Genomic DNA, 16,354 nt, shown 5'->3' on the forward strand with positions numbered 1-16,354 from the left:
ACATTTGGTGGGACGAAAAATTTCGAAAGGATTTCAGCATGACCACCGTCAAGGTCGACAAGAACAATTTCCAGGCTGACGTGCTTAATGCCCAGGTGCCGGTTGTGGTTGATTTCTGGGCGGAATGGTGTGGCCCTTGCAAGATGATCGCACCGGCGCTTGAGGACATCGCCACCGAGCTCGGCGCCAAGGTCAAGGTCGCCAAGCTGAATATCGACGAGAATCCCGAGCTTGCCGCCCAGTTTGGCGTGCGCTCGATCCCGACGCTGATGATCTTCAAGGGCGGCGAAGTGGCCGACATCAAGGTTGGCGCCGCGCCCAAGACCGCACTGTCGCACTGGGTCAACGGCAATCTCGCCTGATCCCATCTGAATTCCAAGCATTGAGCCCGGCCATCGCGCCGGGCTTTTTGTTGGCGTCATCGGTGCGCCGCTCTGGCCCTCACATCGGGCCACTCCATGTCCTCTGTTGACAGCAGAAGCAGGGAGAGAGAAATGACCGGATCCGCCAAGGCCACCGTCTTCATCGACAACGAACGCGTCATCGTCACCGAATACCGCTTTCAACCGGGCGACAACACCGGCTGGCATCGCCACGGCCACGACTATGTCGTGGTGCCGCTGATGGACGGCAAGCTGAAGCTGGTGACCAAGGACGGCGAAACCTTCGCCGAGATGAAGAAAGGCGCGCCGTATTTCCGCAAGGAGGGAGTGGAACACGACGTCGTCAGCGCCAATGAGGGCGAGTACGCTTTTATCGAGATTGAGCTGAAGTAAGCGGCACCTCTGACGCTGAGCGAGACCTCCCTAACTTCGTCATACCAGGGCGAAGCAGGAGCGAAGCTCCGTCGCGAAGGCCCAGGTATCCATGCTGTGACGGCCATCGACGAATACAGCGGAAGGAAATTCCGCACCGCTGCGGCGCTTTGAAGTCGCGGTTCCTGGGGTCTGTGCTGCTTCGCTTCGCTCCTCGCTACGCCGGGGGATGACGAGGCGATGGACGGCCTCAGGTTGGGGGCGTGCCGTTCTCGGCGAGAACCGCGCCGGCCAGGTAGAGCGACCCGCCGATCAGGATGCGCGGCGTTGGGCCGTCCCAGGTGTCGCGCAGCAGCATCAGGGCGCTGGCGACGGAGCTTACCGGCTCGGCCGTCAGCCCGGCTTCCGTGGCACGGATCGCCAGTTCGTCATTCGGCACACCGGCATCGCTCATGCTCACGGGCACGGTGTAGACATGCCGGACGAGGCCCTTGAAGGCGCGGAAATAGCCGGCCTGGTCCTTGGTGTTGATCATGCCGGAAATGAGGAAGAGCGGACGCGGGTTCTTTTCTTCCTGCTCGGCCAGCGCTTCGGCGACGACGACGCCAGCGCCGGGATTATGGCCGCCGTCGAGCCAGATATCGGCGCCCTTCGGCGCCAGTTCCGCCAGCCGGCCCTGCGCCAGCTTCTGCATGCGGCCCGGCCAGGCGACGTTGGTCATTGCCTTCTCGGCGGCGCGGTGGCTGATCTCGAAGCCGGCCGCCTTGACCGCGGCGATCGCGGCGGCCGCATTGGCGAACTGGTGGCGACCGGGCAGCCGCGGCGGCGGCAGATCCATCAACCCATCATCGTCCTGGTAGACCATGCGGCCGTTTTCCTCGAAAGCGAGAAAATCCTGCCCGTAGACGAGGGTCGGGCATTCCAGCCGCTCGGCGGCGTCGATCAGCACCTGCAGCGCCGTCTCGCTTTCCTGCGCGCCGATGACCACCGGGCAGCCACGCTTCATGATCCCGGCCTTTTCGGCGGCGATCAGTTCGACACGGTCGCCGAGATAGGCCTCATGGTCCATCGACACCGGCATGATCACCGACACAGCCGGCCGCGCGATGACATTGGTGGCGTCGAAACGGCCGCCAAGACCGACCTCGATGATCGCGACATCAGCCGGATGTTCCGAAAACAGGATGAAGGTGACGGCGGTGAGAATTTCGAAGACGGTGATCTTCTGGCCTGCATTGGCCTTGGCAACGCGGGCAATGGCCTCCGCGAAGATGTCGTCGTCGACCAGCCTGCCCCCGCCTTCGGCGGCCAGCCTGTAGCGCTCGTGCCAGCTGACCAGATGCGGAGAAGTGTGGACATGGACGAGCCGGCCGGAGGCTTCCAGCAGCGCCCGCGAGAAGGCGGCGCAGGAACCCTTGCCGTTGGTGCCAGCGATGTGGATGACCGGCGGCAGCAGGTCCTGCGGACTGCCCAACCGTTCCAACAGCCGCGTGATGCGGTCGAGCGAAAGGTCGAAACCCTTCGGGTGAAGCGCCATCAGGGCTTCGATTTCGCGGTCCGCGGCAAGCGTCGTCATGGCAAATCCCGTGCATGGCCTGGAGCCAGAATCGCTCCCGCAAAGACCACGGCTATCAAAAGGCTACAGCGTGCAACGGATGCCGCGCAATCGCTGTTCGCGGCGGCCAATGTCGCGTCAGGCCAGTCTCACGTCAGGCCAGTCTCGCGTCATGTCGATGTAGCGTCAAGCTTGCGGCCGGACTTCGGCGGCAACCACGGCCGGCGGCAAGATTTCTGGTTCCAGAGGCTTCTGCTCTTCCGGCATCTTGAGCAGCATCTTCAACAGGCGGGCGATGGTCTCGCGCAGCTCCAGCCGCGACACCACCATGTCGACCATGCCATGCTCCATCAGATATTCGGAGCGCTGGAAGCCGTCCGGCAACTTCTCGCGGATGGTCTGTTCGATGACACGCGGCCCGGCAAAACCGATCAGCGCGCCGGGCTCGGCGATGTGCACGTCGCCCAGCATGGCATAGGAGGCGGTGACGCCGCCGGTGGTCGGGTTGGTCAGCACGACGATGTAGGGCAGGCCGGCTTCCTTCAGCCTATCGACACCAACCGTGGTGCGCGGCAATTGCATGAGGGACAAAATACCTTCCTGCATGCGCGCGCCGCCGGAGGCGGCGAACAGGATCAACGGCCGCTTGCGCTGCAAGGCGACCTCGAAGCCATGCACGATGGCATCACCCGCAGCCATGCCGAGCGAACCGCCCATGAAAGCGAAATCCTGCACCGTCACCACCACCGGCAAGCCCTCGACGGTCCCCAGCGCATTGATGATGGCGTCTTCCAGGCCGGTCTTGGCCTTGGCGTCCTTCAGCCGGTCGACATAGCGTTTCTCGTCGCGGAACTTCAGCGGATCCTGCATGACCTTGGGATTGTCCAGGGTCTCGTACTTGCCGTCATCGAAGAAGAATTTCAGCCGCTCCTTGGCCGAGATCTTCATGTGATGGCCGGAAGACGGGATGACGAACTGGTTGGATTCCAGGTCCTTGTGGAACACCATCTCGCCAGTCTCGGGATCCTTGATCCAGAGATTCTCGGGCATGTCGGTGCGCCGGCCGAGCATCGAATTGATCTTCGGGCGAACGTAATTGGTGATCCAGTTCATCGCTTCGGCTCCTGTCCTGACGAAGAGTTGGGTAAAGACGTAGGGAAACTATTCGGCGGCAGCAAGGCGGGCCGAACGCACGCCTTGCGCAAGGCCGCTGACCAGCGTGGCGACTGCCTCCGCCGGATCGGCGGTCTTTTCACCGTTCGGCCCCAGCACGTTCGCGACCGCGTTGACGATCGCCGTGCCGACGACCACGCCGTCGGCGTTGGCCCCGATCACGCGCGCCTGTTCGGCGGTCTTGACGCCGAACCCGACGCAGACCGGCAGGTTGGTGTGACCCTTGATGCGCTGGACCGCTGTGGCGACCTTGCCGGTGTCGGCAAGCGCCGAGCCGGTGATGCCGGTCATGGACACGTAGTAGACGAAGCCGGATGTGTTCTGCAGCACCTTGGGCAGGCGCTTGTCGTCGGTGGTCGGCGTCGCCAGCCGGATGAAATTGATGCCAGCCTTCAGCGCCGGGATGCAGAGTTCCTCATCCATCTCCGGCGGCAGGTCGACGACGATCAGCCCGTCGATGCCGCTGGCGATCGCGTCCTTCAGGAAACGGTCGACGCCGTAGATGTAGATCGGATTGTAGTAGCCCATCAGCACGATCGGCGTTTCATCGTCGCCGGCGCGGAAGTCCGACGCCATCTTCAGCGTCTTGACCAGCGTCTGGCCGCCTTTGAGCGCCCTGAGGCCCGCCGCCTGGATCGCCGGGCCGTCGGCCATCGGGTCGGAAAACGGCATGCCGAGCTCGATGACGTCGGAGCCGGCGCCGGGCAGCGCCTTCATGATCGACAGCGAGGTTGCATAGTCGGGGTCGCCACCCATGAAATAGGTGACGAGGGCCGGGCGGCCTTCGGCCTTCAGCTTCGTCATGCGGCGGTCGATGCGGGTTGTCATGTCAGGCCCTTTGGACGAATTTTGCTCATAATCAACTCCCAGGTCGAACGGTCCAAAGGGCCTAGATCTCCATGCCCAGCATCGAGGCCACCGTGTGCACGTCCTTGTCGCCACGGCCGGACAGGTTGACAATGACGATCTGGTCCTTGTCCATGGCGGGCACGATCTTGACCGCATGGGCGATGGCGTGCGCGGATTCCAGCGCCGGGATGATGCCTTCGACGCGGGTCGTCAGCTTGAAGGCCTCGAGCGCCTCGTCGTCAAGGATCGGCACATAGTCGACACGCCCGGAGTCGCGCAGCCAGGAATGCTCCGGGCCGACGCCGGGATAATCGAGGCCGGCCGAAATCGAATGGCCGTCCATGATCTGGCCGTCGGCATTCTGCAGGAGATAGGTGCGGTTGCCGTGCAGCACGCCGGGGGAGCCGGCATTCATCGAGGCGCAATGCTCGATGCCGTCGAGGCCGCGCCCGCCGGCTTCGATGCCGATGATCCGAACTTCCTTGTCATCGAGGAAGGGATGGAACATGCCGATGGCATTGGACCCGCCGCCGACGGCGGCGATGATGGTGTCGGGCAGCCGCCCCTCCTGTTCGAGGATCTGCGCGCGCGCCTCGGTTCCGATCACCGACTGGAAATCGCGCACCAGTTCCGGATAGGGGTGCGGGCCAGCCGCGGTGCCGATCAAATAATAGGTGTCCTCGACATTGGTCACCCAATCGCGAAGAGCTTCGTTCATGGCGTCCTTCAGCGTGCCGTGACCGGCGGTGACGGGCCGCACTTCGGCGCCGAGCAGCTTCATGCGGAAGACGTTGGGGCTCTGCCGGGCGACGTCTGTCGCGCCCATATAGACGACGCAGGGAAAGCCGAAGCGAGCGGCGACCGTGGCGGATGCCACGCCATGCTGGCCGGCTCCGGTCTCGGCGATGATGCGCTTCTTGCCCATGCGCTTGGCCAACAGGATCTGGCCGAGGCAGTTGTTGATCTTGTGCGAACCGGTATGGTTCAAATCCTCGCGCTTGAAATAGACCTTCGCGCCGCCCCCGAGGCCCTTCGCCGAGGAAACCTCACGAAGATGCCTGGTCAGGCCCTCGGCGAAGTAGAGCTTCGACGGCCGTCCGGCATAATGGGTCGAAAGACCGGTCAGTTCGGCCCTGAATTCCGGATCGTTCTTGACCTCGTTCCAGTTTTTTTCCAGGTCGAGGATCAGCGGCATCAGCGTTTCGGCAACGAAACGACCGCCGAAAATGCCGAACATGCCCTGTTCGTCGGGTCCGGTGCGGAAGGAATTGGGTGTCGCCGGCTTGTTCATCGCCGATCTCCTAGATCTGTACTTTGAGCATGTCCTGTCGGAAAATCGGTTCCCACTTTTCCGGGACATGCTCAGGGTTCGAAATTTTGTTCAGGCAGCGCGGTCGTCCCGCGCGGCCCTGACGGCCCGGAAAAACTGTTCGATCAGCGCCGGATCCTTGACGCCCGGGGCGCTTTCCACGCCTGACGAAATGTCGATCGCGGGCGGATTGGCAAGCCTAAGGGCATCGCCGATGTTGGCGGCGTTGAGCCCACCGGAAAGCATGTAATCGATCCCGGCGTCAAGGCCGGCGAGAATGCGCCAGTCGAAGGCGACGCCATTGCCGCCCGGCAGCTCCGAGCCCTTTGGCGGCTTGGCGTCGAACAGGAACCGGTCGGCGATGCCGACAAACGGCTTTATCCGTTCGAGATCGGCGGCCTCGCTGAGCGGCAACGCCTTCATCACCGGCAGCCCATGGCGGGCTTTCAGTTCAGCCACTCGCTCGGGGGTTTCGGAGCCGTGCAGTTGCAGCATGTCGGGCTGCAGCTTTTCGACGATTTCGTCGAGGAAGGCGTCTCTGGCATCGACGGTGACGGCAATCGCCAAGGCCTTGCCACGAGCCGCCTCGCGCAGACGGCCGGCTTCGGCCGGCTCAACATAACGCGGGCTTTTTGGAAAGAAAATGAACCCGACATGGCTGGCGCCGCCGGCCAGGGCCGCGGCCATTGCCTGGTCGGTCTTCAAGCCGCAGATCTTGATGTCGAGCGCCATGGCGCGGGAATTGGCACGAAAAGCGCCAAGAGTCGAGAAAAAGCATGCTGTTTGCCGGCAGGGCCAAAGGCGCTACCTATGGATTGGACAGCATGCAAGGCGGGAGCACAGCCATGGCCGACCAGACCGTTGCCGAACTGAAGCAGAAGATCGCGCAGGCGCGCGAGGTCATAGCGCACCTCATGGACAGGGCCGCCTTCAACGGCGCCGAGGCGCATCGGGCGCTGGATTATTTCGGCGGCGAAGCTTTCGACCGGAACTTTCTACCCTGGCCGCACCATGGCGACGAAGGGTTGCGGCCGGATGAGCTCAATGCGGCGAATGATGATTGAGGCGCCCTACTCGAACACAATCGCCTGCAGGGCGCCGCCATTGCGCTTCAGCCAATCCTTGCAGCGATCGGTGTCGGGGCAGAGCTTTTCGCACAATTTCCAGAATTTCGGCCCGTGGTTCATCTCCTTGAGATGCGCCACCTCATGCGCGACAAGGTAGTTTATGACAGGCTGCGGCGCCATCATGATGCGCCAGGAAAAGGACAGATTGCCTTCCGAAGTGCAGGAGCCCCAGCGGCTGGAGGTGTCCTTGTAGCGGATCGCCTTGGCGCGTTTGCCAAGCGCCTCCGTATGCTTGACGACCAGCTTTTCGATTTCCTTCTTGGCCTCGCGCTTCAAAAAATCGGCGATGCGGCGCGGCAGATGGATGCGGTCGCCATGCACGATCAGCAGCGGGCCACGGTCGTCGCGCGATATGGTGACAGTGCCGCGCTTTGACGGCTCATGCACGATACGGTGGGCCACGCCGCGCACCGGAATCTTTATGCCCGGACGCACCTGCGGCCGCGTCGGCACCTTGGCCAGCCGCTGTTCCAGCCAGTCCTGGTGGCGGTCGAGGAACCTGTCCACTTCACCGCGGCGCAGGCCCGGCGGCACGGTTATGCGCAGGCCCTGTCCGCCGGAATCGATGCGCAGCGTCAGACGCTTTGCCCTGGCGCTCTCGACGATCTTGAGCGGCAGCGTGCGGCCGGCGACGCAATATTCCCGCTCCACCACAGGCGTGGGTTTGGGCTTCGTCAGATTGCGGAAGAACCCGATGGTCATGGCGGGACGATACGCGATTCGAGGAGAACGAATAGAACAAAAAAGAAACGGCGCCGCTCGCGCGACGCCGTCATCATCCCTTGGCCCTGTCGCCGGGCTTCAGTCGTCGAGCAGGTTCGAGCCTTTGCCACGTTTGGTGGGGGTCGTTCCGGTGCTCGGATCGGTCTTGGCCGGCGCTGTCGACTTGTTGCGGTTGGCCATGAACCGGTCGAACTCGTCCTGATCCTTGGCGCGGCGCAATTCGCGGGCATACTCGTCGAACTGCGTCAGCATCTCGTCGAGCTTGCGGCGCTCTTCGTTCAGACGCTCAAGCTCCTTTTCGCGCCAGTCGTCGAAAGCGACGTTGCCGGTGCGGGCGGAGCCGTTGCCCCAGCGCGCGGCCTTGTCGGAGCCACGGCGGCAGCCGGCGAAGATGCCGTCGGTCGCGCGGTTGACGTCACGCTTGAAGCCCTCGAGCCGGTCGCCCCAGATGATGTAGGCGAGCATGGCGAAGCCGAGCGGCCAGAACACCATGAAACCGATCACCATCAACGCGATGGTCGCCGGCGTCCAGGCCGGACGGATCAATGCAGATGTGTTCATTTTCTCCCATTCCTTCGGTTGGAGACAGCCAGAACCGGCTGCGTGGAATCGAAATGGGAAGGCGAAAACGGCGATTCAAGACAATGTCCGCCAAAACCGAACAAGGGCCTGAAATGATTATCGCTTTTTGAGCATATCGAGGAAAAGTACGACCAACCCGGCGATCAGGCCCCAGAATGCGGCGCCGACACCGAACAGCGTCAGCCCGGAGGCGGTCACGACGAAGGTGACGGTTGCGGCCATGCGCTCGCCCTCGTCCTTCAGCGCGATCGCCAGCGCGTTGGCGAGCGACCCCATCAGCGCAAGTCCCGCCACCAGCACGATCAGGCTCTGCGGCAGGACGGCGAAGATCGCCACCAGCGAAGCGCCGAAAATCGCGAAGACGAGATAGGCAAGCGCGTAGAACGGCCCGGTCTTCCAGCGCTCGGCGGGATCGGGATGGACGTCAGGGCCGGTGCAGATGGCCGCCGAGATCGCGGCCAGATTGGTGGTTCCGGCACCGAATGGTGCCGACAGGAGCGAAAACAGGCCGGTGACGCCGATCAGCGGGCCAGGTTCGGGGTGGTAGCCGGCCGCCCGCAGTACCGCCAGCCCCGACAGGTTCTGCGAAGCCATGGTGACGAGGTAGAGCGGCAGCGCCAGGCCGATGATCGCCTTGGCGGTGAAATGGGGAGCGATAAACGTCAGTGTCGACAGTTCGGGCGCGGGCAGGCCGCCGACACGGCCCGTAAGGAAGGCGGCAAGGCCACCGCCAACCAGCACCGCCAGCACCGACAGCGCCGGATTGAACAGCCGGATGACGAAGAATGTCGCGATCAGCGGCAGGATGAGCCAAGGGTCCGCCGGGATGGCCTTCATGGCATTGATGGCGAAGGTGACGACGATGCCGGCCAGCATGCCGGAGGCGACCGAAGCCGGTATTCTCGATATCAGCCGGGTCAGCGGTCCAAACAGGCCGGTAGCGACCAGCAGCACGCCCGTGACGATATAGGCGCCGACGGCCTCGCCCATCGAGAAGCCGCTCGAGGCGGCGACCAGTGCAAGGCCCGGCGTCGACCAGGCGGTGATGACAGGCATTTTCGTGCGCCATGACAGCCACAGGCACTCGACGGTCATGGCCAGGCAGATCGCCGTCACACCGCTTGCCGTCTCGACCTGCGTCGCGCCGACCGCCTTGGCGGCGGCAATGACGATGGCCAGCGTGCCGCCGAAACCGACGATGGCCGCGACGAAGGCGGAGATCGGGATGGACAGGCGCATCGTCACTGGCCTCGCCTGGCCATATCGCCGACCGCCCGCACCAGCATGTCGAGATCCTGCGGCCGCGACAGGCGGTGGTCGCCGTCAGGGATCAGCGACAGCGTGACATCGTCGGCCGGCAGCAGGCTGACCAGCCTCAAGGCATGGCTCGACGGCACGTCGGCGTCGGCCAGTCCCTGCAGGATGTGAACCGGGCAATGCGTGTCGATCGGCCCGGTCATCACCCGGTTATCGCGCCCATCCTCGATCAGGGCGCGGGTGTAGACGTAAGGCTCGGGGGAATAATCCGAGGGTTCCGCGAAGAAGCCCTTTTCGGCGAGATCGCGCTTCTGTGGCTTGGTCAGCACCGGCTCGATCAGGTCGCTGGTAAAATCCGGCGCCGGGGCCAGCAGCACCAGGCCGACGACGTTTGCGTCGCCCGCCTTGCGCAATTCCTGCACCATGCGCAGCGCGATCCAGGCGCCCATCGACGAGCCGACCAGGATCTGATCGCCTTTGGCGAAATGCCGGAAGACGGCCAGGCTTTGCGCAAGCCATTTCGAGATCGTGCCGTCGGCGAAGGCGCCACCGGATTCGCCATGACCGGAATAGTCGTGCCGCAGGAAGGCCCGGCCTTCCCGTGCCGCCCAGTCCGACAGCGTCTCGGCCTTCGTGCCCAGCATGTCCGACTTGTAGCCGCCGAGCCAGACGATGCCGGGCGTCGAGCCGGCTGAATGGCGCACCGCGATATCAGATCCGTCGACATCCAGAAAAGTTGGAGCCAGAGAGGATGGGGGCGTGGCGATCATGGTTTTTTCCTCAGGCCCGTCTTTTGGCACGCGGTCCTTGTGGCACAGCCGGAGGCGTGGCGAAAAGTACTCGCGCTGTTTCTTTGTTTGGTACAGGCCAGCGATCAGGGTGATTTTCTGTCAATGCTGTGCTATTGACTCCGCCCGCGCGCTCACCACATTGGCGCGTCCACGTATCAAGACCGACAAATCCCGAACGAAACGGCCAAGGAGACCACGACCATTCGCAGACCTTTCAAAGCAGCGGCGCCGACCAAGGATGGGCCGCGCTCCAATCGTGACATCCGGGTTCCCCGGGTCCAGCTTATCGACGCCGACGGCCAGAATCGTGGCGATATTTCCATCAACGACGCATTGCTGCTCGCCGAAGAGGCCGGGCTCGATCTCGTCGAAATATCGCCCAACGCGGTCCCCCCCGTCGTAAAAATCCTCGATCTCGGCAAGTTGAAATACGCCAACCAGAAGAAGGCGGCCGAGGCGCGCAAGAACCAGAAGGTCATCGAGATCAAGGAGATCAAGATGCGCCCGAACATCGACAGCCATGACTACGAGACCAAGATGAAGGCGGTGCGCCGCTTCTTCGAGGAAGGCGACAAGGTCAAGTTGACGCTGCGCTTCCGCGGCCGCGAGATGGCGCATATGGAACTCGGCATGCAGCTTCTGAACAAGGTGCGCGAGGAGGTGGCGACCATCGCCAAGGTGGAAGCCGAGCCGAAGCTCGAAGGTCGCCAGATGATGATGGTGCTGGCGCCGCGCTAAGGTTTGCGGAACCCACTTGGATCACGATGACGTCAGGCCCGGACATCGCGCTCTAAATCCGCCTGAATTGTGCTACAGGGCGTCCCGGCGATCGGCGGGACGCCTTATTTCTTAGCTCAAAGCTGCGATCGCCGGCAAAGCTCTTCGACGATCGGATTCCCGCATGGCCAACGACAAGGTTTCGGACGTCAAGGACGTCAAACATGGGCTGGGCAACTACCAGCAGATGCGCCGGCTGGTGCTTGCCGTGCTCGTGGTGGTGCTGTTTCTGGCGCTGCTGTTCGGCCAGTCGACCTTCCCGCCGGACACGCCGGTGCACGAAACGATCGAGATGTTCGGCGTGCTCTTGATTTTCCTCGGCATCGTCGGGCGCCTCTGGGCGACGCTCTATATAGGCGGGCGCAAATCCTCCGAGGTGGTGACCGGCGGCCCCTACTCGATCACCCGCAACCCGCTCTACGTGTTCTCGACCGTGGCCGCCGCCGGCGTCGGCGCGCAGATCGGCTCGTTCTCCGGCATCATCCTTTTCGCGGTTCTGTGCGCCGGTGCCTTCCATATCGTCATCCTGCGCGAGGAGAAGTTCCTCAAGGAGGCGCTCGGTGCACCCTATGCCGACTATCTGGCACGCGTGCCGCGCTTCTTCCCCAAGCTTTCGCTCTACCAGGAAGGCGACACCGGCAGCTTCAGGCCGAGCCTGCTTTTGACCACACTGCTCGACGGGCTGGTGTTCCTGATCGCGCTGCCGGCTTTCGAACTGATCGACGGCGCGCAGTTGTCGGGCATGCTGCCGGTCTGGTTTAGGCTGCCCTGACCGGGGACAGTGCGTCGCACGGTGCTGAGGGTGTTGCGCCCGCGCCATCTTTGATCTATAGCACCGCCGTTCCAAGAAAACCGCCCGGCAGGGCATGCCGTGGCGGTTTCATTTGCTTTTCGGGCTTTGGTCGGCCCGGAGCGAACAAGAAGCGCGATCGTGCGCCAACAATACGGAGTAGCAAAATGCCCAAGATGAAGACCAAATCGGCCGCCAAGAAGCGGTTCAAGATCACAGGTACGGGTAAAGTCCTGTCGGCTGCGGCCGGCAAGCGTCACGGCATGATCAAGCGTTCCAACAAGTTCATTCGAAATGCCCGCGGCACGATGGTTCTGGCTGAACCGGATGGCAAGAAGGTCATCAAGAATTTTCTGCCGAACGGCCTCTAAGGCATTCGGTCCGGACACGCATCAGTTTTACGCAATTTCGAACGGAACGCCGCCAGGCACCTGGGATTGCTTTTAAGGAGATCATGACATGGCACGCGTAAAGAGAGGCGTCACCTCGCACGCCAAGCACAAGAAGGTTCTGAAAGCCGCGAAAGGCTTCTACGGCCGCCGCAAGAACACCATCCGCATCGCCAAGCAGGCGGTGGAAAAGTCGCTGCAGTACGCTTACCGCGACCGCAAGAACCGCAAGCGCTCGTTCCGCGCGCTGTGGATCCAGCGCATCAACGCCGCGACGCACGAGCATGGCCTGACCTATGGCCGCTTCATCGACGGTTTGAACAAGGCCGGCATCGAGATCGATCGCAAGATCCTGTCCGACATGGCCATCCACGAGCCGCAGGCTTTCGCCGCCCTGGTGGCCAAGGCCAAGGTTGCTCTTGAGTACCTCAAGAACACCACTCCGAATGCTTTTGAAAGCGCTGTCGCCTAGAGCATGATGCCAAAAAGTTTCTGACTTTTTGGACAACATCATGCTCCAGGGAAATTAGCGGGGAGCGCGATCTTTTCCGAAAAGTCTGCAACTTTTCGGGATCGGGCTCCGAGCCCAGCGCTTCCCAAGCATTCGAAATTCTGATTTGGGAACCCGCGCTGGCACGGCTGGCGCGGGTTCTTTTGTCTCTGCCTGAAATTTCACTTTTAAAGTGACTTTCACTTAAGCCGACTTCCAACGCAGCGAGTTTGATCGTGAACGACGCAACCATTGGCCTTGATGCACTCGAAAATACCCTGATGGCTGACATCGCCTCGGCCGCCGACGAGACGTCGATCGAGGCGGTGCGCGTTTCGGCGCTTGGCAAGAAGGGCTCAATCTCGGAAATGCTGAAGACGCTTGGCGCGATGAGCGCCGAGGACCGGCAGGTGAAGGGCCCGGCCATCAACGGCCTCAAGAACCGTGTCACCGAGGCGCTGACGGCCCGCAAGGCTGAACTGAGGGATGTGGCGATCGCCGCCCGTCTGGCGGCTGAGAAGGTCGACGTGACGCTGCCGGTGCGACAGTCGCCGGCCGAGCGCGGCCGCATCCATCCGATCAGCCAGGTCATCGACGAAATCGCCGCGATCTTCGGCGATCTCGGCTTCGCCATCGCCGAAGGTCCCGATATCGAGACCGACTACTATAATTTCACCGCGCTGAATTTTCCGGAGGGCCACCCGGCACGCGAGATGCACGACACCTTCTTCTTCCAGCCGGACGAGAAGGGCGAGCGCAAGCTTTTGCGCACTCATACCTCGCCGGTGCAGATCCGCACCATGGAGAAGCAAAAGCCGCCGATCCGCATTGTCATTCCGGGCAAGACCTATCGCCAGGATTCCGACGCCACCCACTCGCCGATGTTCCATCAGGTCGAAGGGCTGGTGATCGATAAATCGGCCAACGTCGCCAACATGAAGTGGGTGCTGGAAGAGTTCTGCAAGGCCTTCTTCGAGGTGCCGCAGGTCAAGATGCGCTTTCGCCCGTCCTTCTTCCCGTTCACCGAGCCAAGCCTCGAGGTCGATATCCAGTGCGACCGCTCCAGGCCCGGCGAAGTGCGCTTCGGCGAAGGCTCCGACTGGATGGAGATCCTGGGCTGCGGCATGGTGCACCCCAATGTGCTCAGGGCCGGCGGGCTCGATCCCGACGAGTACCAAGGCTTTGCCTGGGGCATGGGCATCGATCGCATCGCCATGCTGAAATACGGCATGCCCGACCTGCGCGCCTTCTTCGACGCCGATGTGCGCTGGCTGTCGCATTACGGCTTCCGGCCGCTCGACATGCCGACGCTGTTCGGAGGCCTAAGCGCGTGATGGTCCTGAAGACTCCTGCTGCCAGCTATTACGGAACAGCCCAATGAAATTCACCCTCTCCTGGCTCAAGGATCACCTTGAAACCGACGCCACGCTGGCCGAAATCGTCGAGCGGCTGACCTCGATCGGCCTCGAGGTCGAGCATGTCGACGACAAGGCGGGGCTGAAGCCCTTCGTCATCGCCAAGGTGCTGACGGCGGTGCAGCATCCCGACGCCGACCGGCTGCGGGTGCTGACCGTCGATACCGGCGACGGCAAGCCGCCGGTGCAGGTCGTCTGCGGCGCGCCCAACGCCCGCGCCGGCCTGATCGGCGCCTTCGCCGCGCCCGGCACCTATGTCCCCGGCATCGACGTGATGCTGACGGTCGGCAAGATCCGTGGCGTCGAAAGCCATGGCATGATGTGTTCGGAGCGCGAACTGGAACTGTCCGACGAGCATAATGGCATCATCGACCTGCCCGAGGATGCGCCGGTCGGCACCAGCTTTGCGTCCTATGCGCATCTCGACGATCCGGTCATCGAGATCAATCTGACGCCGAACCGGCCCGACGCCACCAGCGTCTACGGCATCGCCCGGGATCTGGCGGCGAGCGGGCTTGGCCGCCTCGTCGGCGGGGCGATCATGCCGCATGTCGGCAACGGCATGTGCCCGGTGAAGGTGACGATCGAAGCGCCGGAGCTTTGCCCCGGCTTCGCCCTCAGGCTGGTCAAGGATGTCAAGAACGGACCCTCGCCGAAATGGCTGCAGCAGCGGCTGATCGCCATTGGGCTGAGGCCGATCAGCGCGCTGGTCGACATCACCAATTACGTCACCTTCGACCGCGGACGGCCGCTGCATGTCTTCGATGCCGCCAAGGTCGCCGGCAACCTCGTGGTGCGCCGCGCCAAGAATGGCGAAAAGGTGCAGGCGCTCGACGGGCGCGAATACACGCTGACGCCGGAGATGTGCGTGATCGCGGACGACAATGGCGTCGAGTCCATTGCCGGCATCATGGGTGGCGAACACTCCGGCTGTGACGAGAACACGACGGACGTGCTGATCGAATCCGCTCTTTGGGACCCGATCACCACGGCCCGCACCGGCCGCACGCTCGGCATCATCACCGACGCGCGCTACCGTTTCGAGCGCGGTGTCGACCCTGAATTCATGGTGCCGGGCATCGAACTGGCGACCAAGCTGGTGATCGATTTCTGCGGCGGCACGCCGACCGAGGCCGAGGTGGCCGGCTATGCCGGGCATCAGCCGAAGATCGTGTCGCTTCCGCTGTCGGAAGTGAAACGGCTGACCGGTATCGAGGTGCCAAAGGCGGAGAGCCTCGACATCCTGTCGCGTCTCGGCTTCCACGCGCAGGGATCGGGCGACGTCGTCGACGTGACCGTGCCGTCCTGGCGGCCCGATGTCGACGGCAAGGCCGATCTGGTCGAGGAGGTCATGCGAATCCATGGCGTCGACAATATCGCGCCGCAGCCGCTCGGCGCGCATGACGTGGTCAACGGCAAGATCCTGACCACGCTGCAGATCCGCACCCGTGCCGCGAAGCGTTCGCTTGCGGTGCGCGGCATGATGGAGGCCGTTACCTGGTCGTTCATCCCGGCCAAACACGCCGAACTGTTCGGCGGCGGCCAGACGGCGCTGAAGCTTGCCAACCCAATCGCCGCCGACATGTCCGACATGCGGCCCTCGCTGCTGCCGGGGCTGATTTCGGCCGCGCAGCGCAACGCCGACAAGGGCATCGGCGACGTGGCGCTGTTCGAGGTCTCGGGCACCTATGAGGGCGACGGCGCCGACCAGCAGCGGCGCGTCGCCGCCGGCGTGCGCCGCGGCACGGCCAAGCTCGACGGCTCCGGCCGCAACTGGGCCGGCAATTCGGGCCCGGTCGGCGTGTTCGACGCCAAGGCGGACGCGATCGCCGCGCTTGAAGCCTGTGGCGCGCCGGTCGACCGGCTGCAGATCGAGGCCGGCGGACCCGCCTGGTACCATCCCGGCCGTTCCGGAACGATCAAGCTCGGCCCGAAGACCGTGCTCGGCACGTTCGGCGAGTTCCATCCGAAGACGCTGGAAGGGCTCGATGTCTCGGGGCCGCTCTGCGGCTTCGAGGTGTTCGTCGACGCCGTGCCCGAACCGAAGGCCAAGCCGACCAAGACCAAGCCCAGGCTGGACCTGTCCGCTTTCCAGGCGGTGAAGCGCGACTTCGCCTTCGTCGTCGACAAAGCGGTCGAGGCCGGCACGCTGGTACGTGCCGCGCTTGCCGCCGACAAGAAGCTGATCACGGCTGTCTCGGTCTTCGACGTGTTCGAAGGTGCGTCGCTGGGCGAAGGCAAGAAGTCGATCGCCATCGAAGTCTCGATCCAGCCGGTCGAGAAGACGTTGACCGACGAGGATTTCGAGGCGCTGGCCAAGCGCATCGTCGAGAATGTCGGCAAGCAGACGGGCGGCGTGCTGCGCGGCTGAG

The 16,354-nt window shown here is 63.3% G+C and carries 18 protein-coding genes; 9 read left to right on the forward strand and 9 right to left on the reverse strand.

The features are described from left to right. Nucleotides 1-38 precede the first annotated feature (38 nt). Nucleotides 39-362 (forward strand): thioredoxin, encoded by a 324-nt coding sequence (trxA, locus tag FJ527_RS23690; RefSeq protein ID WP_140824177.1) that lies wholly within the window; start codon nt 39-41, stop codon nt 360-362. Nucleotides 363-494: 132 nt separating this feature from the next. Then, nucleotides 495-776, forward strand: coding sequence for a cupin domain-containing protein (locus FJ527_RS23695; RefSeq protein ID WP_015314367.1), 282 nt, complete (start codon nt 495-497; stop codon nt 774-776). 229 nt (nt 777-1,005) lie between these two features. Here the strand turns inward: FJ527_RS23695 and FJ527_RS23700 are convergent, their stop codons facing one another. The 5 genes from FJ527_RS23700 to FJ527_RS23720 all read right to left on the reverse strand — a co-directional run bounded on the left by FJ527_RS23700 (nt 1,006) and on the right by FJ527_RS23720 (nt 6,373). Further along, the gene (locus FJ527_RS23700; protein WP_140824178.1) at nt 1,006-2,331 is read right to left on the reverse strand and encodes a folylpolyglutamate synthase/dihydrofolate synthase family protein; all 1,326 of its coding nucleotides are present in this window, start codon (nt 2,329-2,331) and stop codon (nt 1,006-1,008) included. A gap of 165 nt (nt 2,332-2,496) precedes the next feature. Next, nucleotides 2,497-3,423, reverse strand: coding sequence for an acetyl-CoA carboxylase, carboxyltransferase subunit beta (accD, locus tag FJ527_RS23705; protein WP_015314369.1), 927 nt, complete (start codon nt 3,421-3,423; stop codon nt 2,497-2,499). A 48-nt stretch (nt 3,424-3,471) separates the two neighbouring features. Beyond that, the gene (trpA, locus tag FJ527_RS23710; RefSeq protein WP_140660114.1) at nt 3,472-4,311 is read right to left on the reverse strand and encodes a tryptophan synthase subunit alpha; all 840 of its coding nucleotides are present in this window, start codon (nt 4,309-4,311) and stop codon (nt 3,472-3,474) included. 61 nt (nt 4,312-4,372) lie between these two features. Beyond that, nucleotides 4,373-5,623 (reverse strand): tryptophan synthase subunit beta, encoded by a 1,251-nt coding sequence (gene trpB / locus FJ527_RS23715; protein ID WP_140615145.1) that lies wholly within the window; start codon nt 5,621-5,623, stop codon nt 4,373-4,375. Nucleotides 5,624-5,713: 90 nt separating this feature from the next. Next, nucleotides 5,714-6,373: a phosphoribosylanthranilate isomerase gene (locus tag FJ527_RS23720; protein ID WP_140824179.1), complete on the reverse strand. Its 660-nt coding sequence runs from the start codon at nt 6,371-6,373 to the stop codon at nt 5,714-5,716. A 113-nt stretch (nt 6,374-6,486) separates the two neighbouring features. On the opposite strand from FJ527_RS23720, the gene FJ527_RS23725 reads away from it, so the two are divergent. Further along, nucleotides 6,487-6,705 carry a hypothetical protein gene (locus FJ527_RS23725; RefSeq protein ID WP_041163587.1) on the forward strand — a complete coding sequence of 73 codons (219 nt, stop codon included), beginning with the start codon at nt 6,487-6,489 and terminating at the stop codon, nt 6,703-6,705. Between the two features lie 6 nt (nt 6,706-6,711). Here FJ527_RS23725 and FJ527_RS23730 read toward each other — a convergent pair whose 3' ends face one another. The 4 genes from FJ527_RS23730 to FJ527_RS23745 form a co-directional block, all read right to left on the reverse strand. Continuing rightward, a complete protein-coding gene (locus FJ527_RS23730; RefSeq protein WP_015314374.1) occupies nt 6,712-7,470 on the reverse strand; it encodes a M48 family metallopeptidase in 759 nt (252 codons plus the stop codon). Between the two features lie 99 nt (nt 7,471-7,569). Then, on the reverse strand, nt 7,570-8,052 hold the full coding sequence (locus FJ527_RS23735; protein ID WP_127873324.1) for a DUF2852 domain-containing protein: 483 nt from the start codon (nt 8,050-8,052) through the stop codon (nt 7,570-7,572). A gap of 117 nt (nt 8,053-8,169) precedes the next feature. Beyond that, complete coding sequence (locus FJ527_RS23740; RefSeq protein ID WP_140824249.1) at nt 8,170-9,312, reverse strand: benzoate/H(+) symporter BenE family transporter; 1,143 nt, start codon at nt 9,310-9,312, stop codon at nt 8,170-8,172. Between the two features lie 2 nt (nt 9,313-9,314). After that, the gene (locus tag FJ527_RS23745; RefSeq protein ID WP_140719148.1) at nt 9,315-10,100 is read right to left on the reverse strand and encodes an alpha/beta hydrolase; all 786 of its coding nucleotides are present in this window, start codon (nt 10,098-10,100) and stop codon (nt 9,315-9,317) included. Nucleotides 10,101-10,322: 222 nt separating this feature from the next. On the opposite strand from FJ527_RS23745, the gene infC reads away from it, so the two are divergent. From infC to pheT, 6 genes are all read left to right on the forward strand, one after another. Further along, a complete protein-coding gene (gene infC / locus FJ527_RS23750) occupies nt 10,323-10,859 on the forward strand; it encodes a translation initiation factor IF-3 (RefSeq protein WP_023772325.1) in 537 nt (178 codons plus the stop codon). Between the two features lie 163 nt (nt 10,860-11,022). Continuing rightward, nucleotides 11,023-11,670: an isoprenylcysteine carboxylmethyltransferase family protein gene (locus FJ527_RS23755; protein WP_140660118.1), complete on the forward strand. Its 648-nt coding sequence runs from the start codon at nt 11,023-11,025 to the stop codon at nt 11,668-11,670. A gap of 185 nt (nt 11,671-11,855) precedes the next feature. Then, nucleotides 11,856-12,059, forward strand: a complete 204-nt coding sequence (gene rpmI, locus FJ527_RS23760) for a 50S ribosomal protein L35 (protein WP_006201248.1) — start codon at nt 11,856-11,858, stop codon at nt 12,057-12,059. 88 nt (nt 12,060-12,147) lie between these two features. Continuing rightward, on the forward strand, nt 12,148-12,549 hold the full coding sequence (rplT, locus tag FJ527_RS23765) for a 50S ribosomal protein L20 (protein ID WP_006201247.1): 402 nt from the start codon (nt 12,148-12,150) through the stop codon (nt 12,547-12,549). Between the two features lie 299 nt (nt 12,550-12,848). Continuing rightward, on the forward strand, nt 12,849-13,901 hold the full coding sequence (pheS, locus tag FJ527_RS23770) for a phenylalanine--tRNA ligase subunit alpha (RefSeq protein ID WP_224525363.1): 1,053 nt from the start codon (nt 12,849-12,851) through the stop codon (nt 13,899-13,901). 43 nt (nt 13,902-13,944) lie between these two features. Next, the gene (gene pheT, locus FJ527_RS23775; protein ID WP_140824180.1) at nt 13,945-16,353 is read left to right on the forward strand and encodes a phenylalanine--tRNA ligase subunit beta; all 2,409 of its coding nucleotides are present in this window, start codon (nt 13,945-13,947) and stop codon (nt 16,351-16,353) included. Nucleotide 16,354 lies beyond the last annotated feature (1 nt).

It is taken from the genome of Mesorhizobium sp. B2-4-18, from assembly GCF_006441385.1.
Classification (GTDB): domain Bacteria; phylum Pseudomonadota; class Alphaproteobacteria; order Rhizobiales; family Rhizobiaceae; genus Mesorhizobium; species Mesorhizobium australicum.